The following is a 24,844-nucleotide window of genomic DNA, read 5'->3' on the forward strand; positions in this document are numbered from 1 at the left end:
ATATTGGAGAACGTTATGGTAGGAAAAAGAAAGTTTGTCTCAGAGTTTTCTGTGGGATTAACGTCAAATGGTTGGTTAATGTTTACCCCTGACCAACTGCATTCTGATGGTAAAATGAAAGCGGCTCAGCAAGATATAGCAGATAATAGCCACATATACATCATATGTAAAAAACCAAAAGCTAACTGTAGCAGTGAAGAACCGATTATAAGGGAAGAACAAGCTACTGGTAAGGTTATTAGCCGTATAGATGGAGTGGAGGTAGTATCGGAGTACTCATTTCCATTTGATTTTATTGATGATGAGATTGATTTAAGAGTTTCCAGTTATCCGCATAGAAAAATTGAAACTGTTGATGCTGAAGGAAAATGGAACAGATATTGGCCAAGCGAACTTCTAGCGTTGTTTACAAGAAATCCAATATATTATGATTTAGAAGTATTATATGTCGGTCAAGCATATGCGGATGGAAAGAGAACAGCAATTGATCGTTTAAGAAGTCACTCAACACTTCAGAAAATCCTAGCTGATACAATGAATGAATTTCCTGATGATCAAATATATATTATTACTCTAGTATACAATGAATATAATCTTATAAGTTCATTTAATGGAGTAGACAAAACATGTATAAGTGGTCAGGAAGATGATGCCCGTCTTAATAGCATAATAGGAAACCCTCTTTCGAAGAAAGAAATTGTCTGCCTTGCTGAGGCCAGCCTTATTCGTTACTTCAATCCTAGATATAACATAACTTATAAAAGTAGTTTCCCTGCATCTGATCAAAAAATACTTTCAGGCTGCTTTGACTTGGATTTTTCTGGTTTATCGGTAGAAATAGAATTAGATGACTCAAGTTTTAGACTATATTCTAAAGATGTCAGTGTAAAACACCATCATTTAGCGATGTTTAACTTAGTAGATGAAGAAGAAAGGTTGGGCTTCTTTTCGTTAAGTGACGGAGACTCTGATCCAATTACGATGACAGGAGTAATTCCTCTGACAAAGTGACATTCTAGGCTATAGAATCTCTTACTCAACCCAAGCACGAATGCTGTTCTGTCCGCGTTTAGAACAGCATTGTTCATTTTCAGTGCTGATTGTAATTACTTTCTGAAACTATCCAAACATGAAGAGCAGATAGTGGGGGTACTTATGGGGGTATCTAAGAAAATAGAATCAAGCAAAATTCAATATAATCATGTGGTTATGATTATTAGTTTTGTTCCTATTATCGCACCATCTTTTTAACGCAGCCTTCTGACAATCAAATAAGCAACATCTACTCGTTGTTAATGAAGCTTTTCGCACATCAGCCATTACATCCCTCTTACAGCTCCGGCAAACCATCACACATCTCCTGCAACTCATTAAACATCCTTGCCACATGGAAACCATCGCACACGGAATGATGGACCTGCACCGCCATAGGCAACAACACTTTCCCATCCTGCTCGTAGTATTTTCCAAACGTGAACATAGGGGAGAAGAAGTTCTTCATGTGCGCAATGTTCATCGTAAAGTTAGTAAACGTTACCCAGGGAATCGACGATACGAAAAAGACATTTTCCCGCGACTCTTCTTTCGGCCAGTAAGAAAAGTTATTGCCATAGCGTGCAACATCTTCTGCATAGGTGTTCTGGAAGTGATGCATATTGCCGTCGAAGTGGCTCCACAGTGACGAAAAGGTCTCCGTTTCGGGATGGAAAATGGTATAGCTTGGATGGATTTCATTCCATATAACCAGCTCATTGTCCTTCATGGCCATACGGAATTCCGTATGCCGGTTCATAATTTTAGAAAGGAGGAAAATAATCGTCGGGTAAAACTTCCAGCCGACCTCTTTGATATGTTTTCGCAGCACGGTAATATCGATCAGAACCGTTTGGTTAATTGTACATTCGGCAAATGACTGGAATACTTCAAAATGTTCTCTCCTTGCCCAACGAGATAAATCAACAGGCGTATATTCCGGCATTGTCTTTTTCATTTTTAAACCTTTGATTATCAAAATGGTGTTAGATCATAATAGTTCTAACACCCATTCAACTGCACCTGATTACCTTGTTTACCTCAGGCTGAGGTTTTCCGAACAGGTATCCCTGCACGAGATCGCAGCCAAGCAACTGAAGACGCTCAAGCTGCTCTTCGGTTTCAACGCCTTCAGCAATGACCCGCATATTGAGGCTCTTGGCCATGCCGGTAATCAATTTAACGATATTCAGTGCTTCATTTTGCGTGGATATAGAATTCACAAAGGATTTGTCTATTTTGATTTTGTCAAAATTCAGTTCACTCAGTCTTGAGAGTGAAGAATATCCCGTCCCGAAATCATCGATAGAAATTTTTACGCCCAACGATCTCAGCTTTTTAAGAATGCTGATCGGCATGTTGCTGTCACTGAAGAGCGAAGACTCGGTAACCTCTAGCTCAAGGCGGTTAGCCGGTAGTCCTGTCTCTTTTAGAATGGACTGCACCATCGTCGTAAACGATTTGCTGCCCAGCTGAATCGGTGAGACATTCACAGAAATTCTCGCCGGAACGGCCCAGGAAACCGCTTCACGGCAGGCAATCTCAAGCACAATTTTGCCAATTTCATTGATCTTGCCGGTTTTTTCGGCGACAGAGATGAAGCTATCCGGCGATAGAATTCCCCTCACAGGGTGTTTCCAGCGAATAAGCGCTTCATAGCCGTAAATTTCATTACTGAAAGAATCGACAATCGGCTGGTAATAAACAACAAATTCATTGTTATCGAGCGCCAGCGCCATATCATGCTCAAGGGTTCTGCTTTCCTGTAATTTTTGCAGCATCCACTGACGGAAGACTTTTATCTGCTGTGAACCCTCTTTTTTGGCCTCGTAGAGTGCCAGATCGGCAAATTTATAAAGATAATCAGAGCGTCGTTCATTATCAGATAAAACGATACCCACGCAGGTGGCAATTTTTATCAGTTGGTTATTAATGGTATAGGGCTGGCTAATATGATTACTGATTTCTTTTGCGCGCGAAACGGCTGCCGTTTCGGTGAGGCCACTCGACAGAAGGGCAAATTCGTCTCCGCCCAAACGGTAAAACGTATCAGTGGCGCTGCTCATTGAGGTGAGCCGTCTGGATACCTGATTCAACAGTAAATCACCGGCATCATGGCCATAGGTATCGTTGACCTCTTTGAACCGATCTAAATCAAATAACATCACCGTGACAGGGATGTGGTTTTTGTCTGCCTGAAGATTAATTTTGCTGAGATCGTCCCAGAAGAAAAGGCGGTTTTTCATGCCGGTCAGGGAGTCATGATAAACATCATACTCCAGCTTCGCGTTCTGAATTTGCAGCTTTTCTTTTGATATCTGAAGTTCGTCAGCAAGGCTTTTAACCTGCATGTGTGCTTTGAGAATGTTTTTATTCTGGTAGATCATTAAGAACCCCAAAATAAAGCTTAATATCACCAGAAGTAACGAAAGTGCGGAATAGATATAATAGAGTATTTGTATTTTTCTATTGGATTCATTAATCGTATTAATATCTTTTGTTAACGCACTTGAAGAGAGTTGGCTTAGTGGTGCGTCGAGCAGATGCATATCAGTCAAATATTTTTTTAACTCTGCATGGCTCATTTTTTCCAGATGACTATCCAGATAAGAAAGCATTTCTTCCAGGCGTGCAGCGAGCGCCTGATGCGTTTTATCGCTTTCAATATAGCGACCTAAATCTCCCCCCTTCATTAACTCAGCCTGGCTGAGCATAATTTCGAGGCGCATGCGGGCCTGGTCTATCGTAACCTCATCGGTATCGGTTGCGTACAGACCAAGCCATGATTCAAATCGGTAATACTCTGATACCAGTTGAGCCACGGACCAGGACTCAGTGTAGTGAGTCAGTTTTTGCAACTCTTGCTGACGATCGTAAACAAGAAATGCAATATATCCTGTCGTGATAAAAAGAGAAAAAATGATACCAACCAGTATCCTGTTCATTATGTTCTCCTGAACTGCTATTCAATCTTCATTTTGCTAACCTGCCATGCCGAGCGCGAGTAATAAATCTGATTATTCAATTCAGGAAGACTGTCATAAGGGTAAACAATGAATGATGGGCCTTTATCGCGAATGCGCATATATTCGCCATTGATCTTTAAGGCAAGTATGGCGTTGTATTTTTTAAAGTCGCTGAGAGGGATCTCGGTAGCGTAATCATTGAGCGCAATAACATTAACGACAGAACCCTTCGCGCCAACATAATCCATGAGTTTGCCCATTGGGACACCCTCAAATTTTGTACGGCCAGTGTACCAGGGAGATGTCGTCTCAAAACTCACCATACCCAGTTTTTCAAGGCTGGCGAGATCAAACACTGCTTTTCCCTCTTCATTGGTATTTTCTATATTACCGTAAATCGTCAAAATGGGTTTTCCAACGGGTTTTGGCAGTTCGCCAGCCCAGGTTACACTTTGTACCAGACAGCATAACAGCAGTAGGGTTAATCGCATTTTGGCCTCTACTTTTTTTCACAGAAGTATAAGAATTATAATTTAGATATCACACGAGTTGATATATTTTGTTGTGGAGCAAGGATTTTTATCGTTTTTATTGATGTAATATGATTTTTATCAATGGGTTAGGTGTTTTTAGTGGCAGGGTGTTTGATGGTCGAACGACGCTTAACTTTTTGATAAAAGCTAAAATTGCGGGCATAAATGCACTTGTGTTTAAAAAATGTGCGCTTTAATTGATTGATATTATCTTCCACCACCATAGTGGGGCTTCCGTGGCTTTTTGGGGGGCGCGAGTTTTAAGACAAATTACGCGCCCCGGCTGTGTCCGTTGTTTCAGGATGACGACGATAAGCGAGGCCACGAACATTCCTATTACGGTATACCCAATACCGCTATCCTGACTTCAGCTTCTCTTGGGCGCTGACGTCGACTTACCCCCTTTCGCCATACTGGCAAAAACAGCGTCCCGGTAGATCCACGCATGAACTAATGCAGCAGAGAGATGGACCAGCACCACCGCAAAAAGTAACTTTGCCAGAAGGCTGTGGGCGTCGTGGCACCATGCATACAGTGCCGGGCTGGTAGGGGCAATCGGAGGCAGGTTGATACCGTCAAACATCACAATCGGCACGCCCGCCGCCGACAGCTGTGCCCAGCCCAACAATGGCATTGCCAGCATTAACGCATACAGCACCCAGTGTGATGCCTTTGCAGCAAGCACCTGCCAGACGGGCAAGTCGGCAGGAAGAGGGGCCGTTCGGCTAATGAGCCGGTTGGCCAGACGAACCAGTGCCAGCAGTAAAATGGCGATACCCAATGGCCGGTGCAGGTCGATTAACCAAATCCGGTGATGTAATGACGTCATCATGGCGGCGCCGATGAACAGCATGGCCAGGATCATCACCGCCATCAGCCAGTGAAGGCTTCGTGCCAGGGTATTGAAATGCTGAGGAGCGTGCTCACGCATGCGTTTATTCGAGCTCATTTTACCTCCTGCTTTTGCACGGCTTCGGTGGCCTTGCCGTAACCGATTTCCCGCTCGCGGCGACTGAAGGAGTGCGAGTAAGCTGCAGAACGGGCATTTAAGATGGGATCACCCGATACCGCAACGCCCGCCGGAACGATTGAGGGATCGAAGTTAACGTCGCGGCACGCGCCCACGGATTGCGCTTCGACACGCGTCACTTCCAGCGTGCCGGCCACCAATTGCTTGCGATCTTCCGGCCAGGGCTGTGAAGGGTCATCCACCGGATCGCCCGGCTGTGCGAGCTGCAAAACGTAATCCCAGTAGAGTGGCTTCTGTTCGAGACGCTGGCGCAGGTTTTCGAACAGGAAATTATCATCCGCTTTCTGGCGTTGTTCATCGCTCAGCGAGAAGAAAGGATCGTGCGGATGCATCATCCAGCGAACGGGTTGTCGATCCCCCTGCGCGTTCACAAGGTAGAAGGCGTTGATGCTGTAAAACGTCGCGCCGGCGAAGCTGCCGGGTACGGGTTTTTGCGCCGCCCATTTAAGGTATTTCCCTGCCTCCGGGTACGCTTTCAAAAAGTCTGCGATACGCTGCGGATCCGGCTTGCCGGTGGCTGCATCAACAGCAGTGGCTTTGCGCAAGGCCAGAAACCCTTCCGGGTTGTGTGTGGCGAAGTAAGGCTCGCTGTTCATCGCCATCCGCCATTGTTGCTTGTCATCCGTCTTCAGCAACAGTGCCATGCTCAGGGTTTTGGTCGTGCTATCCGGGGCATGTGGATCGCCAGTACCAATAGAGAATCGGCCCACCACGGGGATTTCCGGCTGCGAGAAGAGGCGGGAGGTTGACAGAGAAACCGCTGAGCCGTTTGGCACAAAGGTTCCGGTAAAGCAGATGCCTTTACCATGCGCACGGCGAAAGCCAGGCGGGAAAGGTTTTGGTGTTTCACCTACCAGCGTCTGGCTGACGGTGCGTGACCCAAGCCAGCCCGCCGTCCACGCAAAAGCGGATGCCAACGTACCCGCGATCACAGCGATCGACGCCAGGGCGCCCCAGGTTTTTTTGGACCTCAAATCCAGTTTCGACATAGACGTTTTTCCATAAAAAATATCATCACATGCCGGGCACAACGTATTGTGTGCGGTACGTGTTAATACAGTAGCGAATATGACTCGATTATATGAGGCCTGGGAAATAAAGAGAGAATATCACGAAAAGTTTAACACTCTCCGTCGTCACGAAGGCGGGGCTACTTATCACAACGGGAATTGTGACCGGGACAGGTCCCCACTGAGAAATAGTGACGAAATAGATCCATTGACTTAAATCATGATATTTCTTTCATTCGCCACTTATCGTGTGCATATCCCTTCCGTAAAACGAGTCAAGAAAATGAAAAAAAGGCCATCCTTGATGGTGCTTTGCGCTGTGTGCTGCTTATTTGCTGCGGACATTGCTATGGCAAAAAACAGTTCAGTTTCCAGTGAACAGGTTAAAGAGAACGTTATTGCAGAGTCGATTGCATCTTATCCCGGAGTATGCGCCTGCCCTTTTAACCAGGCCAGAAACGGAAGCGCCTGTGGAAGACGCAGCGCATGGAGCAAAGCAGGAGGCTATGCTCCGATTTGTTATAAAAACGAAGTGACGGATGAGATGGTAAAGCAGTGGCGTGAAAATAATAGCTAGCCCGCCTCCAGCATCCCAAAGCTCACAATCCGCGAGCGGCCCAGCTCTTTCGCCCGATACAAGGCCACGTCCGCGGCGCGCAGCAGGCTGTCACTTTGGGCATGTTGCGGGTAGCTGGCGATACCAATGGATACATCCACCGGACCAATCTCGGTCAGCCCATAGCGAAGCGACAGCTCATGCACGCCGTTGTAAATTTTCTGCGCACAGGCATGCGCTTCTTCTTCATCGGCACCGGAAAGCAGAACCAGGAACTCTTCGCCACCGTAGCGGAAGGCCATACCCGTATTATGCGTGGCGCGCTGTACAATTGACGCCACGCTTTTAATGACCTGGTCACCCGCTTCATGACCAAAGCGGTCATTAATGCTCTTGAAGTGATCGATGTCGATCATCAGACAGCTTACCGGTTGCTCGCTTCGCATGGCCTGCGCCATTTGCGTCCGCAACGTATCTTCCAGGTGATGACGGTTACGCAGACCCGTGAGCGGATCGAACAGCGCTTTTTCCAGTAAAGCATCGCGTAGCTTCTGGTTGGCCAGTGCCAGCCCCAGCGCTTCAGCCATAAGTTCAAGATAAGCGCGGGAGGGCGCGGTTTCAGGCGTGATGTTCTGGAAAGAGAGCAGGCCGATGGCTTCGCCCTGCGCAATGAGCGGAACGCACAGGGACGAGTGTGCTTGCGATTCTGGCAGGTGATAACAACCAATGTCAGGTTCACCGTTCACCGGGGGATGGCTCTGCCCGCGCCGGACGGCCCAGCATTCATCCGGATGGAATGCGGGTGTGTCACCCTCCGGGGACAACCATTCTGCTGCGCAGCGCATCTGCCAGGGTTCGCGATCAAAAATATATAACCGCCCGGAAACACCCGGCGCAATATTGGGCGCAAACAGCTCTGCCACATTAATAACGTCGGCGAGGTTTTCACAGCCCTGCAACCGCTGGGTCATACGAGCCAGCAGCTCGCGGATCGCCCAGTCGGCATCGCGCTCTTTTTCCAGCTGCTGTCGCACCAGCCCGTTCTCGCGGAAGATGCGGATGGCCTGGGCCATATCGCCTATTTCATCAATCTGGGTAAAGTTTGGCGTTTCAACGGCATAGTCCTGCGAAGCCAGCCGGTGTACGACGTCGCTCAGCCGAACCACCGGGTGAAGCACACGACGCTTGAGAATAAAGCCCATCACGAACAGGAAGAGCAGGGCCGTGAGGCCGACCATCACTTCCGACGCCGTGCGCAGTGCTTTCGATGTTTTGGTGGCCGCCTGTACGTCGGCAATGATGCGCTTATCCAGTATCTGGCGGAAATGATCAATCTGGCTCTGCGCGCGCTCCATCTCTTGTTCGTAGACAGGGCCATAAAGCAGGGCAACGGCCTGCTGTTGCTCGCCACGGGCTATGCTGTCGAGTGCGGTCTGCTGCTCGTCCTGCAGTTCATCAATGATTTTTAATCCTTCCTGAAGCAGCATGAGCTCTTCGCCGGAGGCGCCGTTATCTTTTAACTGCACCAAATGATGCTCTATGCTTTTTAATTCGCTCTCTTTTTGCCGATATTCTTCCCGAATAGAGGGTTCTTTTTTGATGACGAACAGGCGCGCTAAATCAGAGAGCATCCAGGTATTTGTCTCGATCTCTTCCGTAAGCCGATCAAACACCTGCCGTTGCTTAACGGCCTGACGTTCAACGTTATCAGCGTTGGATGCCATGAGCATAACGATGCCAGAAGCGAGGGTCAGGCACACCGTGGCACCGTAGGCCCAGTTTGTGATCGTGGCGATTCGCACCTGTGGGATCCTTCTACGACAAGAGTGGGGAAGCGTTTTTCAAATTATAGAAAATGTTTGATTTAGCGTGAAAAGAAAGGCGGCAAAGAGCCGCCTGGAATGAAGGAAACATCATAAATCTGGCCGGTTTTTTCCTTCTTCGATGAAGTCTGCGTCCAGCTCTTCGGCGTTACCTTCGTGATCGCGCCCTGAGAACAGGTTCCAGCAGGCGATAAACAGCGCGGCAATCAGCGGCCCGATGACAAAGCCGTTAATACCGTACAGCTCCATGCCGCCGAGGGTGGAGATCAGGATCAGGTAGTCCGGCATTTTGGTGTCTTTGCCTACCAGCAGCGGGCGCAGAATATTGTCCACCAGCCCGACGATAATCACGAAGAAGCCGACAATAAACAGCCCTTGCCACAGCTGGTGGGTGGCGAACAGGAAGATGGCCGCAGGCACCCAGACAATCGCCGAGCCGACGGCTGGCACCAGCGAGAGGAAGGCCATCAGCGCGCCCCAAAGTATGCTGCCATCAATGCCTGCAATGGCAAACGCAATCCCGCCGAGCGTACCCTGCACCACGGCGACCACCGCCGTGCCTTTTACCGTTGCCCGCGAGACGCCGACGAATTTGGCGAACAGGTGCTGTTTAGCGAAATCAGACAGCGGCAGGGAATCAAGGATTTGGCGCACCAGATAGGGGCCGTCTTTCAGCAGGAAGAACAGCAGATAGAGCATGATGCCGAAGCTGATGGCAAAACCGAACGTCCCCTTACCGATCAGGAACGCGCTGCCTGCCAGATACTGACCACCCTGCAACGCCACGTCAGAGAGTTTTTTCTGAATTTGCGCGGCGTTAGTCAGGTTGTGGTCCGCCAGAAAACCGCTGGCCCAGTCCGGCAGGCGGTTAAAGATGCTCGCGATAACTTCCGGGAATTGCGTGTTGTTCGCTTGCAGCTTGGTGTACACCACGTTCAGCTCAATGGCGAGCGAGGAGAGGATCACCATCAGCGGGATAAAGACGATCAGGCAGATAATGCACAGCGTCAGGAACGAAGCCAGCCCGTTGCGATCGCCAAGCGCAGCGCGCAGTTTGTTTTTCACCGGGTTAAAGATGATGGTCAGGATGGCGGCCCACAAAATCGCGGAGAAGTAGGGCGACAGCACGTCGAAGAAGGCCCAGGTGACGAGGGCGAGAATAAAAATGAAGAAACCTTTGGTCAGTCCATTAAAGCGCATAGTGATTCCTGGTAACGAATAAGCAGTGTCGACTATAGAACTGATTTGAGGATTTACCAATAATTCTGCGGCTGGCGTGTCGGGCGATGGCTTCGCCTGACCCGGCCTATCAAACCTCAATAATGTGTTATGTTTTGACGAGATTTTAAACAGCTCAGGACGACAGCATGGAAAAGATCTTATCAGGCGGGTGCTTATGCGGCGCGGTTCGCTTTACCGCTGCCAACGGCGGGAATGTGCATACCTGTTCGTGCGATATTTGTCAGAAACACACTGGCGCACAAACCGTCGTATGGATTGAGTTCCCGGCGGAAAACGTGCAGTGGACCGGTCCGGGCGGACGTCCGGCGACATGGCGATCGTCGGACTACTCCAGCCGGGCGTTTTGCCCCACCTGCGGCAGTTCAATCGGCGCGATTGATGATTCACCCACCGTTGCCTTATTTACTGGCGTGTTTGACGATCCGGACCAGCCGGAATTTGCCCCGGAAAATCACGCCTTCGACGACATGATGCCTGCCTGGTGGCGACATACCATGAGGGAAGCGTAAAAGTATGATCCGAGGGTGCGTCGATACCACTTTCGCCTGACCGAGAATCTCAGTTATTCACGCCATGCTGTAAGCATCTGCTTGCGGAGGTGCTTATGGCCTGGCGTCCGATTCTCTATGTGATCCTCACAACCCATCCCCGACTCAGCGCGCGGCGTGCCCGTCTGCGTCTGGTCATCTAGCTTTTTAGTAACAATCGCGGTATAACACACCTTCTTTGGGTGTTTAGATGTCCATACGTTTAGAAGGTAATATGCAAACACAACAAGAAAATGGGCAGCTTAAGCGCACCATGAAAACACGCCACCTGATTATGCTTTCGCTGGGTGGCGTGATTGGCACAGGGTTATTTTTCAATACGGGTTATATCATTTCGACGACCGGGGCGGCGGGGACGCTGCTGGCGTACCTGATTGGCGCGCTGGTGGTCTGGCTGGTGATGCAGTGTCTGGGTGAGCTTTCCGTGGCGATGCCGGAAACCGGCGCGTTCCACGTCTACGCCGCCCGCTACCTTGGCCCGGCGACCGGCTACACCGTGGCGTGGCTCTACTGGCTCACCTGGACGGTGGCGCTTGGGTCGAGCTTTACCGCCGCCGGGTTCTGCATGCAGTACTGGTTCCCGCAGGTGCCCGTCTGGGCCTGGTGCATGGTCTTTTGCGCGGTGATTTTCGGCCTTAACGTCATCTCGACGCGCTTCTTTGCTGAAGGTGAGTTCTGGTTCTCGCTGGTGAAAGTGATTACTATCATCGCCTTTATTATCCTCGGCGGCGCGGCGATCTTCGGGTTTATTCCGATGCAGGACGGCTCACCCGCGCCGGGCCTGAGTAATATCACTGCCGAGGGCTGGTTCCCGCACGGCGGCCTGCCGATCCTGATGACCATGGTGGCGGTGAACTTTGCCTTCTCCGGCACCGAGCTTATCGGCATCGCGGCGGGTGAAACCGAAAACCCGCACAAGGTGATTCCGGTGGCGATCCGCACGACCATAGCGCGCCTGATTATCTTCTTTATCGGTACCGTGTTTGTGCTGGCAGCGCTAATCCCGATGCAGCAGGCAGGGGTAGAAAAAAGCCCGTTCGTGCTGGTGTTCGAAAAGGTCGGTATTCCTTATGCGGCTGATATCTTTAACTTTGTGATCCTGACGGCGATCCTCTCGGCGGCGAACTCCGGTCTGTACGCGTCTGGACGCATGCTGTGGTCGCTCTCGAATGAGAAAACGCTGCCGCGCTGCTTTGCCCGCGTCAACAAAAACGGCGTGCCGCTGACGGCGCTGTCGGTTTCCATGCTCGGCGGCGTGCTGGCGCTGTTCTCAAGCGTGATTGCGCCGGACACGGTGTTTGTGGCGCTGTCTGCAATTTCCGGATTTGCGGTGGTGGCGGTGTGGATCAGCATCTGCGCGTCGCACTTCGTTTTCCGTCGTCGTCATTTGCAGTCCGGTCAGCCGCTCTCTGCGCTGCAGTACCGTGCGCCGTGGTATCCACTGGTGCCGGTGCTCGGCTTTGTCCTCTGCGTGGTGGCCTGTGTCGGCCTGTGGTTTGATCCGAGCCAGCGCATTGCGCTTTACTGCGGGCTGCCGTTTGTCGCCCTGTGTTATGGTGCGTACTATCTGACCCGAAATCTGACATCGCAGGAGCCTGAACATGTCGCAGAATAATCCGCTTACCGCCCTCCTTGAAAAGCAGCCCTTCGTGGTGCTGGATGGCGCGATGGCAACGGAGCTGGAAGCGCGCGGCTGTAACCTGGCAGACAGCCTCTGGTCTGCCAAAGTGTTGGTTGAAAACCCGGATCTTATCCGCGAAGTGCATCTTGATTACTACCGCGCGGGTGCGCAGGTGGCGATCACCGCCAGCTATCAGGCCACGCCTGCGGGCTTTTCCGCGCGCGGTCTGGACGAGGCACAGTCCCGCGCGCTGATTGGTAAAAGCGTGGAGCTGGCGCGTAAGGCGCGCGAAGCGTATCTGGCCGAAAATCCGCATGCGGGCACGCTGCTGGTGGCGGGATCTGTCGGGCCATACGGAGCCTATCTGGCGGATGGCTCAGAGTATCGCGGCGACTACGTGCGCAGTGCGGAAGAATTCACCACCTTCCATCGTCCTCGAGTGGAAGCGCTGCTGGATGCGGGTGCCGATCTGCTGGCGTGTGAAACGCTGCCGTCCTTTGCGGAAATCAAGGCGCTGGCGGCACTTCTGGCCGAGTATCCTCGCGCCCGGGCGTGGTTCTCGTTTACCCTGCGAGACAGTGAACACCTGAGCGACGGCACGCCGCTGCGTGAGGTGGTCAGCGTACTGGCGAATTCTCCGCACATTGTTGCCCTGGGCATTAACTGCATCGCTCTGGAAAACACCACCGCGGCGCTGAAGCATCTGCAAGGCCTGACCGCGCTGCCGCTGGTGGTCTATCCGAATTCGGGCGAGCATTATGATGCGGTAACCAAAACCTGGCACCACCACGGTGAAGCGTGCGAGACGCTGGCAGGGTATCTGCCGCAGTGGCTGGCTGCCGGGGCGAAGCTGATTGGCGGATGCTGTCGCACCACGCCGAAAGATATTGCTGAGCTGAACGCGCAGCGCTGAGTCTTTTGCCGGGTGGCGGCTACGCCCCACCCGGCACACATCATGCCGCCTCCGCCAATACAAACATCCCGTACGGGTGGATCTCAAGATAGTACGCATCGCCCACGTCCGGCTGCAGGCGCGTGGCGTTCACCTGCAGTAAAATCTCCTGTCCGTGCCAGTCGACAATCACCTCATACTGCGGACCCATATAGGCGACGTGGCGGATAGTGCAGCGCTGGCTCGCCTCGCCGTGCTGGCTGAGCGTAATCGCCTCCGGACGCACGCCGACGGTGCCTTCGCCCTGGGTAGCAAAGTGCAGCGGACGCGGCAGACGATAGCCGTGGATTTCCACGACATCCTCGCTGAAGCGGGCCGGGAAGAGGTTGGCATCACCCATAAAGCTCGCCATAAAGCGAGACGCCGGTTGTCGATAGAGATCCTGAGGCGAGCCAATCTGCATAATGTTGCCCTTGTTCATCACCAGCACGGTGTCGGAGACCGCAAACGCCTCGCTTTGATCGTGCGTCACGTACAGCGAGGTGATGTTGAACTGCTTTTGCAGCTCGCGGATTTTGTCCCGCATGCTGCGCCTGAGATTCGCATCGAGGTTGCTCAGCGGTTCATCGAAAAGCAACACTTTAGGTTTGAGGATCAGAGCGCGGGCCAGCGCCACGCGCTGCTGCTGGCCGCCGGAAATCTGATCCACGTAACGATCTTCAAACCCCTCCAGATCAACCATCGCCAGGGCTTCTTTGACCCGCGTTTTTATCTCTGCGCGCGAAACGCCCAGCATCTTCAGACCGTAGCCCACGTTCTCGCCCAGCGACATATGCGGGAAGAGCGCGTAGGACTGGAACACCATACAGATATCGCGCTGCTGAATGGAGCGGTGGGTCACATCCTCACCATCGATGTAAATCTGCCCTTCGGTCGGTTTTTCCAGCCCGGCAACCAGGCGCAGCACGGTGGTTTTACCGCAGCCGGACGGGCCGAGCAGCGTTACCATTTGTCCCTGCGGGATCGCCAGGTTGATGTTTTCAATTACCGTGTTTGCGCCAAAGCGTTTGGTCACGTTGCGCAGTTCAACAAAATGTTTCTCAGTCATAGTGTTACGCCTGGTTTTTGGCTTTTGAACGGGAGATACGCGCCTCGCCGATCAGCCAGTCAAAGAGGAAAATGATCGCCAGCATGACCACAATCAGGATCGAGCCGTAGGCAATCGCCACGCCGTATTCGCCGTCTTCCACGCGGTTCAGAATGTAGGCCGTTGCCACGCGGGTGTCCGGCGTGACGAGGAACACAATGGCGCTGACGGTGGTAATGGCGCGCACAAAGCTGTAAATCAGCGCTGATAAAATGGCCGGACGCAGCAGCGGCAGCAGGATGTGGGTGATGGTGCGCAGGCTTCCGGCACGCAGGCTCAGCGAGGCCTCGTCCAGCGACTTGTCGATCTGCCCTAATCCCGCGATCCCGGCGCGAATCCCCACCGGCACGTTACGCATCACCATGGAGATGATCACGATGGCGGCGGTGCCCGTGAGGTACACCGGCGCGCTGTTAAAGGCCAGAATGTACGACACGCCCGCCACGGTACCCGGCACGGCAAAGCACAGCATGGTGGTGAACTCGATGGTCTTTTTACCCCGGAACTGCTGGCGTACCACAACCCAGGCAATCAGCAGTCCGAAGGCGGCGGTGATCGGCGCGGCAATCCCGGCGTAGAGCAGAGTATCGAGCAGCGAAGGCCACGCGCCGTCGCTCATCCCCTGGCCGAACAGCTTGATAAAGTTATCCAGCGTCAGGGTGTAATCCACGCCCCAGTTGACGGTAAAGCTGCCGTAGAAAATGCTGCCGTAGAGCAGGGCGTTAAAGGCGATCCACACCGTCAGCAGGGCGATCACGCTCCACACCAGCGTCACCGGCAGCGGCTGCACGTCGCCGCGGTACGATTTACCGGACACGGTGACGTAGGAGCGCTTGCCGATCCACATGTACTGGATGCAGAAAACCAGCAGCGAGAACAGCAGCAGGAAGGCCCCAAGGGTACTCGCTGCCTGATAATCCAGCTGTGAGCCGGTAATGTAGAAGTAGATCTGCGTGGCCAGCACGTCGAAGTTCCCGCCCAGCACCAGCGGGTTACTGAAGTCGGCCAGCGACTGCACAATCACGATTAAGAACGCATTCGCCAGCGCCGGTTTCAGCAGCGGCACGAAGACGCCGTTAAAGGTCTGCCAGCGGCTGGCGCGCAGGGTGTACGAGGCCTCTTCCAGCGACGGGTGGATGGTTTTGATCGCGCCGTCGAGGATCATAAAGGCCATCGGCGTGAAGGCCAGCACCTGCGCCAGCCAGATGCCGGTGAAGCCGTACAGCCAGTTGGTATTGGTTAACCCAAACCAGTCCACCATCAGCTCCGTCATATAGCCAGAGCGCCCCATCATCAGCGTAACGCCCAACCCCACCACAAACGGCGGGGTCACGATGGGGAGAATCGAGAAGATACGTCCAATGATGGCGCTGCGTTTAGCGATGCGCGTGGTGTAGATCGCCAGCACCAGGCCAAAGAAGGTGCAGCCGACCCCGACGGCTATCGACAGCAGAATCGAGTTGATGATGACCTGGATAATGTGCGCCTGCGACAGCACGTTCATAAAGGCCAGCGGGGCGAATTCACCTGCGTCGTTGGTGAACATCGGAATGAAAATGGCGATGCTCGGCCAGACGATAAAAATGCCGATCAGCGCCACGATGGTAATCAGCGAGCCGATGACAAAGCGATCGCCGCCCAGCCACTCCAGGCGGGTAAGGGCCAGCGTCATGATGGCGCCCAGGGCAACAAACAGCACGATGGTGGCATAGCCTAAACCGCGTCCTTCCACGGTGGCGCTAATGACCACGAACGCCATACACAGCAGTGCCCAGCCCGCGTCAAGATAGTGGCGGCTGCGCTGCTCACGCTTTGCTTCGTTAAACGGGCGCACCAGCAGCAGGCTCGGCAGCAGGTACCACAGCCAGCTGACGTTGACATGGGACCAGCCGTAGGCGTCGAGGATCTCATCCCCGGTAGACTCCAGCAGGCCGTAATCAAGGCTCCAGCTCGGCAGCAGGGCAAAGGCCAGCCAGCCGAGTAAAACCCACAGGAATACCGCATCCCGCTTTGTGGCGGAATGAAGAGCAAGTGTTTGTGACATAAGTTTTCCGGGTGTTGGATGCCCGGCAAAGGAATGCTGCCGGGCGATGACCACTGTTCGCGGGCTTATTTACCCATCTTCACGTCGCTGACCCATTTATTGATCAGCGCTTTACGCACGTCCGTGGAGCCGTACTTGTCCATGTCATAGCTGATGAGCTTCAAATCATCGAGTTTGAGCGAGTTCGGCGAGGTTTCCGCCGTGGTGTTGGTCAGGATTTGGTAGGACTTGCCCTTTTTCCACGCCAGCTCCTGCGCTTCTTTGGAGAGCACCCAGTCCACGAACAGCTTCGCGTTCTCTTCGTTGCGCGCGCCCTTCAGAATGCTCACGCCGCCAATTTCATACCCGGTGCCTTCGCACGGAGAGATCAGCTCCAGCGGCGCACCCTGCTCTTTTTCCAGGGAGTAGTCGTGCAGGAAGCCGATGCCGATGGCGGTTTCACCGCGCGCGGCGTTACGTGCCGGGGCAATGCCGGATTTGGTGTACTGAGACACGTTGCCGTTCAGCTGTTTCAGGTAGTCGAAGGCCTGGTCTTCCCCCCACAGCTGGACGAAGGTTGCCAGCGCGGTATAGGCGGTGCCGGAGCTTTGCGGATCGGCGATCTGGATCTCGCCCTTGTATTCCGGTTTGGTCAGATCCTTCCAGCATTTGGGGACCGGCAGGTTTTTCTCTTTCAGGCGCTGGGTGTTGACGCCAAAGCCTAAGATCCCGACGTAGACCGCCGAGGAGAGGTTGCCCTTCACCTTGGCCGGATCGCGGAATTTCTCCATGATCTGTTCCAGGTTTTTCGATTTATAGGGCTGGAGTAGCCCCATTTCACCGGCCTGGGACTGCGGATCCAGCGTGCCGCCGTACCAGACATCGGCCTGCGGGTTTTTCTTCTCGGCATCCACCTTCGCCAGCGTGCTGCCGGAGCCGTTGCGGATAAACGAGGTTTTAACATCGTACTTTTCACCGAACGCTTTGGTTTCGACTTCGCACATTTCGTTGGTGGCGCTGCAGTACACCACCAGACGGCCTTTGGCCTGTGCGGCACCGGTTAAGGTAGCCAGCGCGATCCCGGAAGCAATGAGGGTAGAGAGAAGCGTTGTTTTCATTATTCAGCCCTTTTTATGACGTTATGTGACTGCGAGAAGCGGTGATGCCCGCCATCAGCAAGGGCATCAGTAATAAACCCATCAGGACGGCGGCAATCGAGAGCAAACTGAACATCCCCGACCAGCCGTAGCGTTCAATCACCTGCGACAGCGGCCATCCGGCCAGCGAGGCGCCCAGATAGGCAAATACGCCGAGAAAGCCGGTAATCGAGCCTGCCGCCTGTTTATGTCCACACTCAACGGCGGCAAGGCCAATGAGCATCTGCGGACCGAAGACGAAAAATCCGACCGTAAAAAAGCACATCGCCAGCAGGGCGTAGTGATGCACCGGTGCCAGCCACAGTGCGGCGACAGACACCATCAGCCCCAGCGTGAACAGCAAAATCATCGGTGCACGCTGGCCGCTGAACAGCAGGTCTGACCCCCATCCGGCAAACAATGCGCCCAGTAAGCCGCCCACTTCGAAGAGCATCACCGTGGCGTTGGCGCTGAGCAGGTTCACGCCGTGGCTTTCTGCCAGCCAGATGTTGCCCCAGTCGTTCAGGGCGATACGGATGAGATACACCAGCACATACGACGCCCCGAGCAGCCAGATCATCGGATTTTGCAGCATGGTGGTGCGCAACATCTGCCATAGCCCCATCGGCGGGCTTTGCTGCTGCTGGCGCAGCTCCAGCGGATCGCTCCGCCACTCCCCGACCGTGGGCAGACCCTCTTCCTGCGGTGTGCCCCGCAGCTGTGTGGTCAGCCACAGGCCGAGCACGATGCTGATGATCCCCGGTGTCAGCATCGCCGCCTGCCAGCCCCATCGGTGGGCGGCAACGGCGCAAATCAACGGAATAATCGCGCCACCGATATTGATGGAGGTATTCCAGCAGCCCCACCAGAAGCCGCGCTCGTTACGCGAATACCAGTGGGTCAGCAGCCTGGCGCAGGGCGGCCAGCCCCAGCCCTGAAAGAAGCCGTTCAGCGTCCAGATAAACAGCAGCAGCGGGAACGCATCGCTAAAGCTGAACAGCACGTTCAGCACGCCCGTTGCCAGCAGTCCGATGCCCATAAAGGCGCGCTGTCCGTGGCTGTCGTGCCAGAGCCCGGCGGCGAATTTGGACAGCCCGTAGCTGAGATAAAACAGCGAGCCGATAAGCCCGATATCGCCCTTGCTGAGCCCCAAATCCAGCTGCAGCGCGGGTAAAACATAATTCAGACTTTTTCGCGTCAGGTAAAACGCGGCGTAGCCAATCACCATACAAAGGAGCAGCCTGGGGCGCAGCGCCCGGTAACGTTGTGAAACCTCTTCAGCAGACAGTGCGTGCATGGCGTTCTCCGTTTGAGATGACTGTAGGGAAGTGCGGCATAAATGGGATGAGACAAAGTCTGGAGTGACTAAGACTTTTTCCTGGTCAGAGCGGCGTTTGTTGCAAATTTGTGGGCAGGTTAACAATTACGCGCGTCCCGAGACGGGATTCCAGCGTCAGTTCGCCGCCGAGCGCCGAGACGCGTTCGCGCATGCCCTGAATGCCGAAGCCGGGCTGCTGCTGCGGGCTGATGCCGCTGCCGTTATCGTGCACCTCGAGGTAGAGCCGCGCGTGACGCTGGCAGAGCAGAATCGTGACTTCGCTGGCGTTGGCGTGTTTGCAGACGTTGTTGAGCAGCTCCTGGAGCAGGCGATACAGGGTAAAGACCAGCGTTTCGCTTTCCGGCGGCGTGGGAAGCCGGTAGTCAAAACGGCAGCGGATCCCGCGTTCAGCAAAGGCGAACTCGTTGACCAGATGGTGCAGAGCCTCCTGGAGCGACAGCTCGTCCAGCACGGGTGGGCGGAGCTGGCGCAGCAGCTGGCGCGTAGAGTGGTGAATACGCCGCGCGAGGTCGTTGATCTGTCCGGCGGCCTCAATGGCGAGCGGCGTATCGCTCGCCCGCTTCACCAGCTGAGACTGGATCTGGATAGCGGTGATGTTCTGGCCGATTTCGTCGTGAAGCTCGCGCGCCAGCTGCTTGCGGGTGTCCTCTTCGGAATGGATCAGTTTTTCCGCCAGCGCCCGTCTGGCCTGAAGTTCACTCTCAAGCCGATGGCGATAGCGTTCGAGGTTCATCGCCAAATGCTGCTGGCGGCTGATGGCGATGCCCAGGCCAATCCCCAGCAGCGACTGGGTTGAGAGAAAAATTTCCAGTTCGAGAAGGTCGCTAAACCCGACGCCCACCTGGCGGGCAATGGTGATCATCATGCTGCCGAGCAGCCCGGAAAGGACACCGCCCTGCCAGCCGAATTTCCACGCCATCACCACGTTGGGCAGGAACACGACAATCAGCAGCAGTCGCTCCAGCGCCGGGGAGAGCACCATCTGCGTGCCGATGCCGATAATGAAAAACAGGCTGCACCAGATAATCAGCGAGGTGCGCAGCGGCGGATTGCTGGTGTCCAGCCCCAGCAGATGGTAACGATGCTGCTGGCGTAAAAATTCGAAGACCAGATAGACGAACGGCGTAAGCAGTACGCCACCGGTAAAGGAGCCGAGCAAAAGCAGCGTGGCTGGGCTGTCCAGAAAGGGCGACAGGAGTAAGGTTTGCAGCAGGGCATTCACCGTCACCGCCGCAATCAGCGTCGACAGCCGCTGCCAGTAGAGCGGGAAACGGTGCCAGTACCGCTGCGCCAGCCAGGCGCTGACGATGCCGATAAGCGGCACGGCCAGCATCAGATAACGCGTGAGGAGCTGCTCACCGTGCAGCCACAGAATGGCGGCAAGGGGCGGAAGAATTAATGCAGGCCAGTAGCGGCGTGAAAGTAAAATCATCAGCGCCAGCCACACGCCCTGCGGCAGAAACAGCACCGCCTGCTGGCCGTTGTGGGTAAGGTAGAAGCTCAGCGTCCACAGCATCAGCCAGCCGGTTCCCCAGGCCAGCATAATGAACAGGGACAGGATCAGATGCCGGACAGCGCGCCGCATCAGTGGCCCGTGAGCAGTTGGTTATCAAGCGCGAAGTGCACCAGGTCGATGGTGCTGCTGCACTGAAGCTTGCCCAGCACGTTGGCACGATGGACATGAACGGTTTTATGGCTCAGCGAAAGCGTATAGGCAATCTCCTTGACGCTTTCGCCTTTCACCAGCAGCTCAAACACTTCGCGCTCGCGCGGAGTGAGCGCCTCAAGCGCTTTTGGCATCGGCTCGCCGCCGCGTAGCGCTTTTATCGCATCGGCGCACAGGTAATGCCCGCCCATGCCGACGGCGCGTACGGCCTGCACCAGCTCCTCCGGACCGCAGCGCTTGGTCAGGTAGCCGTTTGCACCCGCGTCGAGGGCGCTTTGCACAAAGGCCGGAGTGTCGTAGATACTCAGGATGATGGCGCGAAACGTCGGCCGCTGCTGGCGCAGGCGCTTGAGCAGGCTAAGGCCGTTTTCGTCCGGCATCGCGACGTCCATCACCGCCACGTCGATATCGTTGCGCGACAGGGCGGGCCACGCCTCCGCCGCGCTGCTAAACTGGCCCTCAACGATCACATCCTCTTCCAGATTTAACAGTTGGGCGAAACCGGAACGCACCACCACGTGATCGTCCACCAGCACCACTTTAATCATCTCGACACCTTTTGCTCATTCGTTGACCTATGATGCCCGTTGCCGGCAGGCTGGCAATCCTGCGGCTGCGGTTATGTAACCGATGTAACAAAATTGCAATAAAGCCACCGCCCACTTTTTAACTATCCTTTGCCGGTTTTTTTCTAAAAACGATTCGGAATGAGCGATATCTTTTTATTCCTTTATCAAAATTCCCGTGCCGGAAATACTGCCCTCATAACAACAAGGGGAGCAGGCACTATGGCAATTTCATCGCGAATCACATTACTCGGCGCATTGGCGCTGTGGGCTTTTCAGGCGCAGGCGGTGGACGTCACCGTTGCGTATCAGACCTCTGCGGAACCGGCGAAAGTCGCGCAGGCGGACAACACCTTTGCCAAAGAGAGCGGCGCGAAAGTCGACTGGCGCAAGTTCGACAGTGGGGCATCCGTCGTACGTGCGTTAGCCTCCGGCGACGTGCAGATCGGCAATATTGGATCCAGCCCGCTGGCGGTGGCGGCCAGCCAGCAGGTACCGATTGAGGTGTTCCTGCTTGCCTCACAGCTCGGTAACTCTGAAGCGCTGGTGGTAAAGAAAAACATCACCAAACCGGAAGATCTGATCGGCAAACGCATCGCCGTGCCGTTCATTTCAACTACGCACTACAGCCTGCTGGCGGCGCTGAAACACTGGGGCATCAAGCCGGGCCAGGTACAAATTCTCAACCTGCAGCCGCCGGCGATTATCGCCGCCTGGCAGCGCGGCGATATTGACGGTGCCTACGTCTGGGCACCGGCGGTGAACGAACTGGAAAAAGACGGCACCGTGCTGACCGACTCTGAAAAAGTGGGCCAGTGGGGCGCGCCAACCCTCGACGTGTGGGTCGTGCGCAAAGACTTTGCCGAGAAACATCCTGAGGTGGTGAAAGCCTTTGCGAAAAGCGCGATTGACGCCCAGCAGCCGTACATCAGTAACCCGGATGAATGGCTGAAGCAGCCCGCCAACCTGGAAAAACTCTCCCGCCTGAGCGGCGTGCCGGAAGCGGACGTGCCGGGACTGGTGAAAGGCAATACCTATCTGACCCCCGCGCAGCAGGTGCAGCAGCTGACCGGGCCGGTGAACAAAGCGATTGTGGATACCGCCACCTTCCTGAAAGAGCAGGGCAAAGTGCCTGCGGTGGCAGCGGATTACAGCCAGTACGTGACCGATCGTTTTGTGAAATAAGGAGTTTGCCATGCTGAATATTACGAACCTGTATGCCGATTACGGTGGTAAACCCGCGCTGGAGGAGATCAACCTGACGCTGGACAGCGGTGAGCTGCTGGTGGTGCTGGGCCCGTCAGGGTGCGGAAAAACCACGCTGCTGAATCTGATCGCCGGGTTTGTCCCTTATCAGCATGGCACCATTCAACTGGAAGGCAAAAAGGTGGAAGGCCCGGGTGCCGAGCGCGGCGTGGTCTTCCAGAACGAAGGGCTGCTCCCCTGGCGCAACGTGCAGGAAAACGTGGCGTTTGGGCTACAGCTGGCGGGTGTTAATCGTGAATTGCGGCTGGAAACGGCGCGGGTGATGCTGAAAAAAGTGGGGCTGGAAGGGGCGGAAAAACGCTTTATCTGGCAGCTTTCCGGCGGCCAGCGGCAGCGCGTAGGTATTGCCCGCGCGCTGGCCGCAAATCCGCAGCTGTTGCTGCTGGACGAGCCGTTCGGGGCGCTGGATGCCTTCACCCGCGAACAGATGCAAACCCTGCTGCTGCGCCTGTGGCATGAGACGGGCAAGCAGGTGCTGTTGATTACCCACGATATCGAAGAGGCGGTGTTTATGGCGACCGAGCTGGTGCTGCTCTCGCCGGGGCCGGGCCGCGTGCTGGAGCGTTTGCCGCTGGATTTCGCCCGCCGCTACGTCGCGGGAGAACCCGTGCGCAGCATCAAATCCGATCCGCTGTTTATCGAACAGCGTGAATACGTCTTAAGCCGCGTGTTTGAACAACGGGAGGCTTTCTCATGAGCATCGTCTTCAGTGAAAAAACGCGCCGCACGCGTCTGGCGCTGCGCTGGCCTTTCTCGCGCCAAATCACCTTGAGCGTCGGTACGCTGCTGGTCTTACTGGCGGTGTGGTGGGCGGTTGCTGCCCAGCAGTGGGTTAGCCCGCTGTTTCTGCCGCCGCCGGGACAGGTGCTGGCCAAACTCATTACCATCGCCGGGCCGCAGGGCTTTATGGATGCCACGCTCTGGCAGCACCTGGGTGCAAGTCTGGCGCGTATTCTGGTGGCGCTGCTGGCGGCGGTAATTATCGGGATACCGGTCGGGATCGCGATGGGCTTAAGCCCGACGGTGCGCGGCATCCTCGACCCGCTGATTGAGCTTTACCGTCCGGTGCCGCCGCTGGCCTATCTGCCGCTGATGGTGATCTGGTTCGGCATCGGTGAAACGTCAAAAATCCTGCTGATTTATCTGGCGATTTTCGCCCCGGTCGCCATGTCGGCGCTGGCGGGCGTGAAGAGCGCCCAGCAGGTGCGGATCCGCGCGGCGCAGTCGCTGGGAGCCAGCCGCACGCAGGTGCTGCTGTTCGTGATTTTACCGGGCGCACTGCCGGAGATTTTAACCGGGCTGCGCATCGGCCTCGGCGTGGGCTGGTCCACGCTGGTGGCGGCAGAGCTGATTGCAGCCACGCGCGGCCTTGGGTTTATGGTGCAGTCGGCGGGAGAGTTCCTGGCGACTGACGTGGTACTGGCAGGGATCGCGGTGATCGCCGCAATCGCCTTTGGATTAGAACTGGGGCTGCGCGCGTTACAGCGCCGCCTGACGCCCTGGCATGGAGAAATACAATGAGTGAACGTCTGACCATTACCCCGCTGGGGCCGTACATTGGCGCGCAGGTGTCGGGCCTGGATGTGACCCGTCCGCTGAGCGATAACCAGTTTGAGCAGCTGTACCACGCGGTTCTGCGCCATCAGGTGGTGTTCCTGCGCGAACAGGCGATCACCCCGCAGCAGCAGCGCGCGCTGGCCCTGCGCTTCGGCGATCTGCATATCCATCCCGTCTATCCGCATGCGGAAGGCGTGGAGGAGATTATCGTTCTGGACACCCACAACGATAACCCGCCGGATAACGACAATTGGCACACCGACGTGACCTTTATCGAGACGCCGCCCGCCGGGGCGATTCTGGCGGCGAAGCTGCTGCCAGAAACCGGCGGCGATACCCTGTGGACCAGCGGCATTGCGGCGTATGAGGCGCTCTCCGCGCCGTTCCGGACGCTGCTGAGCGGGCTGCGTGCGGAGCACGACTTCAAAAAATCGTTCCAGGAGTACAAGTACCGCAAGAGTGAAGAGGAGCATCAGCGATGGCAGGAGGCGGTTGCGAAGCATCCTCCGCTGCTGCATCCGGTGGTGCGTACCCATCCGGTCACGGGCAAGCAGGCGCTGTTCGTGAACGAAGGGTTCACAACGCGCATTGTGGACGTATCCGAGAAAGAGAGTGAGGCGCTGCTGGGGTTCCTGTTCGCGCATATTACTAAGCCGGAGTTTCAGGTGCGCTGGCGCTGGCAGGAGAACGACCTGGCGATCTGGGATAACCGCGTAACGCAGCACTATGCCAATGCGGACTATCTTCCGCAGCGCAGGATTATGCAGCGGGCGACGATTTTGGGGGATAAGCCGTTTTACCGTCCTTGAACCGTCGCACCCGTAGGCCGGGTAAGGCGTAGCCGCCACCCGGCAATTGTGCACCGTTCTTGCCGGGTGGCGCTGCGCTTGC

The 24,844-nt window shown here is 55.0% G+C and carries 22 protein-coding genes; 9 read left to right on the forward strand and 13 right to left on the reverse strand.

The window, feature by feature from the left end:
- The first annotated feature begins 15 nt into the window (after window positions 1–15).
- Complete coding sequence (locus ACTJJA_RS00280) at window positions 16–1,011, forward strand: hypothetical protein (RefSeq protein WP_440665528.1); 996 nt, start codon at window positions 16–18, stop codon at window positions 1,009–1,011.
- 319 nt (window positions 1,012–1,330) lie between these two features.
- On the opposite strand, the gene catA is transcribed toward ACTJJA_RS00280, so the two are convergent.
- The 5 genes from catA to ACTJJA_RS00305 all read right to left on the reverse strand — a co-directional run bounded on the left by catA (window position 1,331) and on the right by ACTJJA_RS00305 (window position 6,550).
- On the reverse strand, window positions 1,331–1,990 hold the full coding sequence (gene catA, locus ACTJJA_RS00285; protein WP_440665530.1) for a type A chloramphenicol O-acetyltransferase: 660 nt from the start codon (window positions 1,988–1,990) through the stop codon (window positions 1,331–1,333).
- A 55-nt stretch (window positions 1,991–2,045) separates the two neighbouring features.
- On the reverse strand, window positions 2,046–3,977 hold the full coding sequence (locus tag ACTJJA_RS00290; RefSeq protein WP_440665532.1) for a putative bifunctional diguanylate cyclase/phosphodiesterase: 1,932 nt from the start codon (window positions 3,975–3,977) through the stop codon (window positions 2,046–2,048).
- A 17-nt stretch (window positions 3,978–3,994) separates the two neighbouring features.
- A complete protein-coding gene (locus ACTJJA_RS00295) occupies window positions 3,995–4,489 on the reverse strand; it encodes a molybdopterin-dependent oxidoreductase (protein WP_440665534.1) in 495 nt (164 codons plus the stop codon).
- Window positions 4,490–4,898: 409 nt separating this feature from the next.
- Complete coding sequence (locus ACTJJA_RS00300) at window positions 4,899–5,480, reverse strand: cytochrome b (RefSeq protein WP_440665535.1); 582 nt, start codon at window positions 5,478–5,480, stop codon at window positions 4,899–4,901.
- Window positions 5,477–6,550 carry a catalase family peroxidase gene (locus ACTJJA_RS00305; protein WP_440665536.1) on the reverse strand — a complete coding sequence of 358 codons (1,074 nt, stop codon included), beginning with the start codon at window positions 6,548–6,550 and terminating at the stop codon, window positions 5,477–5,479. Before ACTJJA_RS00305 ends, ACTJJA_RS00300 begins: the two co-directional genes overlap by 4 nt.
- A gap of 304 nt (window positions 6,551–6,854) precedes the next feature.
- On the opposite strand from ACTJJA_RS00305, the gene ACTJJA_RS00310 reads away from it, so the two are divergent.
- Window positions 6,855–7,148, forward strand: coding sequence for a hypothetical protein (locus ACTJJA_RS00310; protein ID WP_320386257.1), 294 nt, complete (start codon window positions 6,855–6,857; stop codon window positions 7,146–7,148).
- On the opposite strand, the gene ACTJJA_RS00315 is transcribed toward ACTJJA_RS00310, so the two are convergent.
- Entirely contained in the window at window positions 7,145–8,929 is a 1,785-nt protein-coding gene (locus ACTJJA_RS00315; RefSeq protein WP_440665538.1) for a diguanylate cyclase, read from the reverse strand. The genes ACTJJA_RS00310 and ACTJJA_RS00315 overlap by 4 nt on opposite strands.
- A 111-nt stretch (window positions 8,930–9,040) precedes the next feature.
- The gene (locus tag ACTJJA_RS00320; protein ID WP_010427927.1) at window positions 9,041–10,150 is read right to left on the reverse strand and encodes an AI-2E family transporter; all 1,110 of its coding nucleotides are present in this window, start codon (window positions 10,148–10,150) and stop codon (window positions 9,041–9,043) included.
- Between the two features lie 167 nt (window positions 10,151–10,317).
- On the opposite strand from ACTJJA_RS00320, the gene ACTJJA_RS00325 reads away from it, so the two are divergent.
- The 3 genes from ACTJJA_RS00325 to mmuM all read left to right on the forward strand — a co-directional run bounded on the left by ACTJJA_RS00325 (window position 10,318) and on the right by mmuM (window position 13,274).
- On the forward strand, window positions 10,318–10,701 hold the full coding sequence (locus tag ACTJJA_RS00325) for a GFA family protein (RefSeq protein WP_440665541.1): 384 nt from the start codon (window positions 10,318–10,320) through the stop codon (window positions 10,699–10,701).
- 253 nt (window positions 10,702–10,954) lie between these two features.
- Window positions 10,955–12,355: an S-methylmethionine permease gene (gene mmuP / locus ACTJJA_RS00330; protein ID WP_440665542.1), complete on the forward strand. Its 1,401-nt coding sequence runs from the start codon at window positions 10,955–10,957 to the stop codon at window positions 12,353–12,355.
- Window positions 12,342–13,274, forward strand: a complete 933-nt coding sequence (gene mmuM / locus ACTJJA_RS00335) for a homocysteine S-methyltransferase (RefSeq protein WP_440665544.1) — start codon at window positions 12,342–12,344, stop codon at window positions 13,272–13,274. Before mmuP ends, mmuM begins: the two co-directional genes overlap by 14 nt.
- A 40-nt stretch (window positions 13,275–13,314) precedes the next feature.
- Here mmuM and fbpC read toward each other — a convergent pair whose 3' ends face one another.
- From fbpC to ACTJJA_RS00365, 6 genes are all read right to left on the reverse strand, one after another.
- Complete coding sequence (gene fbpC, locus ACTJJA_RS00340) at window positions 13,315–14,361, reverse strand: ferric ABC transporter ATP-binding protein (RefSeq protein WP_100167153.1); 1,047 nt, start codon at window positions 14,359–14,361, stop codon at window positions 13,315–13,317.
- A 4-nt stretch (window positions 14,362–14,365) separates the two neighbouring features.
- Entirely contained in the window at window positions 14,366–16,444 is a 2,079-nt protein-coding gene (locus ACTJJA_RS00345; RefSeq protein ID WP_440665547.1) for an ABC transporter permease, read from the reverse strand.
- 65 nt (window positions 16,445–16,509) lie between these two features.
- A complete protein-coding gene (locus tag ACTJJA_RS00350; protein ID WP_033487712.1) occupies window positions 16,510–17,541 on the reverse strand; it encodes an ABC transporter substrate-binding protein in 1,032 nt (343 codons plus the stop codon).
- A 13-nt stretch (window positions 17,542–17,554) separates the two neighbouring features.
- On the reverse strand, window positions 17,555–18,856 hold the full coding sequence (uhpC, locus tag ACTJJA_RS00355; RefSeq protein WP_089598093.1) for an MFS transporter family glucose-6-phosphate receptor UhpC: 1,302 nt from the start codon (window positions 18,854–18,856) through the stop codon (window positions 17,555–17,557).
- A gap of 85 nt (window positions 18,857–18,941) precedes the next feature.
- The gene (locus tag ACTJJA_RS00360; RefSeq protein WP_089598092.1) at window positions 18,942–20,483 is read right to left on the reverse strand and encodes an MASE1 domain-containing sensor histidine kinase; all 1,542 of its coding nucleotides are present in this window, start codon (window positions 20,481–20,483) and stop codon (window positions 18,942–18,944) included.
- A complete protein-coding gene (locus ACTJJA_RS00365; RefSeq protein ID WP_440665550.1) occupies window positions 20,483–21,112 on the reverse strand; it encodes a response regulator in 630 nt (209 codons plus the stop codon). The genes ACTJJA_RS00360 and ACTJJA_RS00365 overlap by 1 nt, the downstream gene beginning before the upstream one ends.
- A gap of 240 nt (window positions 21,113–21,352) precedes the next feature.
- Between ACTJJA_RS00365 and tauA the strand changes: the two genes are divergently transcribed.
- From tauA to tauD, 4 genes are read left to right on the forward strand one after another with little or no spacing between them, the layout of a single operon-like run.
- The gene (tauA, locus tag ACTJJA_RS00370; protein ID WP_042716721.1) at window positions 21,353–22,315 is read left to right on the forward strand and encodes a taurine ABC transporter substrate-binding protein; all 963 of its coding nucleotides are present in this window, start codon (window positions 21,353–21,355) and stop codon (window positions 22,313–22,315) included.
- A gap of 10 nt (window positions 22,316–22,325) precedes the next feature.
- A complete protein-coding gene (gene tauB / locus ACTJJA_RS00375; protein ID WP_440665552.1) occupies window positions 22,326–23,093 on the forward strand; it encodes a taurine ABC transporter ATP-binding subunit in 768 nt (255 codons plus the stop codon).
- Window positions 23,090–23,917 (forward strand): taurine ABC transporter permease TauC, encoded by an 828-nt coding sequence (gene tauC, locus ACTJJA_RS00380; RefSeq protein WP_010427972.1) that lies wholly within the window; start codon window positions 23,090–23,092, stop codon window positions 23,915–23,917. Before tauB ends, tauC begins: the two co-directional genes overlap by 4 nt.
- The gene (tauD, locus tag ACTJJA_RS00385) at window positions 23,914–24,762 is read left to right on the forward strand and encodes a taurine dioxygenase (RefSeq protein WP_219323616.1); all 849 of its coding nucleotides are present in this window, start codon (window positions 23,914–23,916) and stop codon (window positions 24,760–24,762) included. Before tauC ends, tauD begins: the two co-directional genes overlap by 4 nt.
- Window positions 24,763–24,844 lie beyond the last annotated feature (82 nt).

Source organism: Enterobacter sp. 22452, from assembly GCF_052045065.1.
Taxonomy (GTDB): Bacteria; Pseudomonadota; Gammaproteobacteria; order Enterobacterales; family Enterobacteriaceae; genus Enterobacter; species Enterobacter mori.

Coding starts and splice junctions, on each gene's coding strand:
- ACTJJA_RS00345 (WP_440665547.1), bottom strand. CDS start 16,444: ATGTCACAAACACTTGCTCTTCATTCCGCCACAAAGCGGGATGCGGTA.
- ACTJJA_RS00320 (WP_010427927.1), bottom strand. CDS start 10,150: ATGCGCTTTAATGGACTGACCAAAGGTTTCTTCATTTTTATTCTCGCC.
- ACTJJA_RS00325 (WP_440665541.1), top strand. CDS start 10,318: ATGGAAAAGATCTTATCAGGCGGGTGCTTATGCGGCGCGGTTCGCTTT.
- fbpC (WP_100167153.1), bottom strand. CDS start 14,361: ATGACTGAGAAACATTTTGTTGAACTGCGCAACGTGACCAAACGCTTT.
- ACTJJA_RS00280 (WP_440665528.1), top strand. CDS start 16: ATGGTAGGAAAAAGAAAGTTTGTCTCAGAGTTTTCTGTGGGATTAACG.
- ACTJJA_RS00360 (WP_089598092.1), bottom strand. CDS start 20,483: ATGCGGCGCGCTGTCCGGCATCTGATCCTGTCCCTGTTCATTATGCTG.
- ACTJJA_RS00300 (WP_440665535.1), bottom strand. CDS start 5,480: ATGAGCTCGAATAAACGCATGCGTGAGCACGCTCCTCAGCATTTCAAT.
- uhpC (WP_089598093.1), bottom strand. CDS start 18,856: ATGCACGCACTGTCTGCTGAAGAGGTTTCACAACGTTACCGGGCGCTG.
- ACTJJA_RS00310 (WP_320386257.1), top strand. CDS start 6,855: ATGAAAAAAAGGCCATCCTTGATGGTGCTTTGCGCTGTGTGCTGCTTA.
- tauC (WP_010427972.1), top strand. CDS start 23,090: ATGAGCATCGTCTTCAGTGAAAAAACGCGCCGCACGCGTCTGGCGCTG.
- ACTJJA_RS00350 (WP_033487712.1), bottom strand. CDS start 17,541: ATGAAAACAACGCTTCTCTCTACCCTCATTGCTTCCGGGATCGCGCTG.
- catA (WP_440665530.1), bottom strand. CDS start 1,990: ATGAAAAAGACAATGCCGGAATATACGCCTGTTGATTTATCTCGTTGG.
- tauB (WP_440665552.1), top strand. CDS start 22,326: ATGCTGAATATTACGAACCTGTATGCCGATTACGGTGGTAAACCCGCG.
- mmuP (WP_440665542.1), top strand. CDS start 10,955: ATGCAAACACAACAAGAAAATGGGCAGCTTAAGCGCACCATGAAAACA.
- ACTJJA_RS00295 (WP_440665534.1), bottom strand. CDS start 4,489: ATGCGATTAACCCTACTGCTGTTATGCTGTCTGGTACAAAGTGTAACC.
- ACTJJA_RS00365 (WP_440665550.1), bottom strand. CDS start 21,112: ATGATTAAAGTGGTGCTGGTGGACGATCACGTGGTGGTGCGTTCCGGT.
- ACTJJA_RS00305 (WP_440665536.1), bottom strand. CDS start 6,550: ATGTCGAAACTGGATTTGAGGTCCAAAAAAACCTGGGGCGCCCTGGCG.
- tauD (WP_219323616.1), top strand. CDS start 23,914: ATGAGTGAACGTCTGACCATTACCCCGCTGGGGCCGTACATTGGCGCG.
- tauA (WP_042716721.1), top strand. CDS start 21,353: ATGGCAATTTCATCGCGAATCACATTACTCGGCGCATTGGCGCTGTGG.
- ACTJJA_RS00290 (WP_440665532.1), bottom strand. CDS start 3,977: ATGAACAGGATACTGGTTGGTATCATTTTTTCTCTTTTTATCACGACA.
- mmuM (WP_440665544.1), top strand. CDS start 12,342: ATGTCGCAGAATAATCCGCTTACCGCCCTCCTTGAAAAGCAGCCCTTC.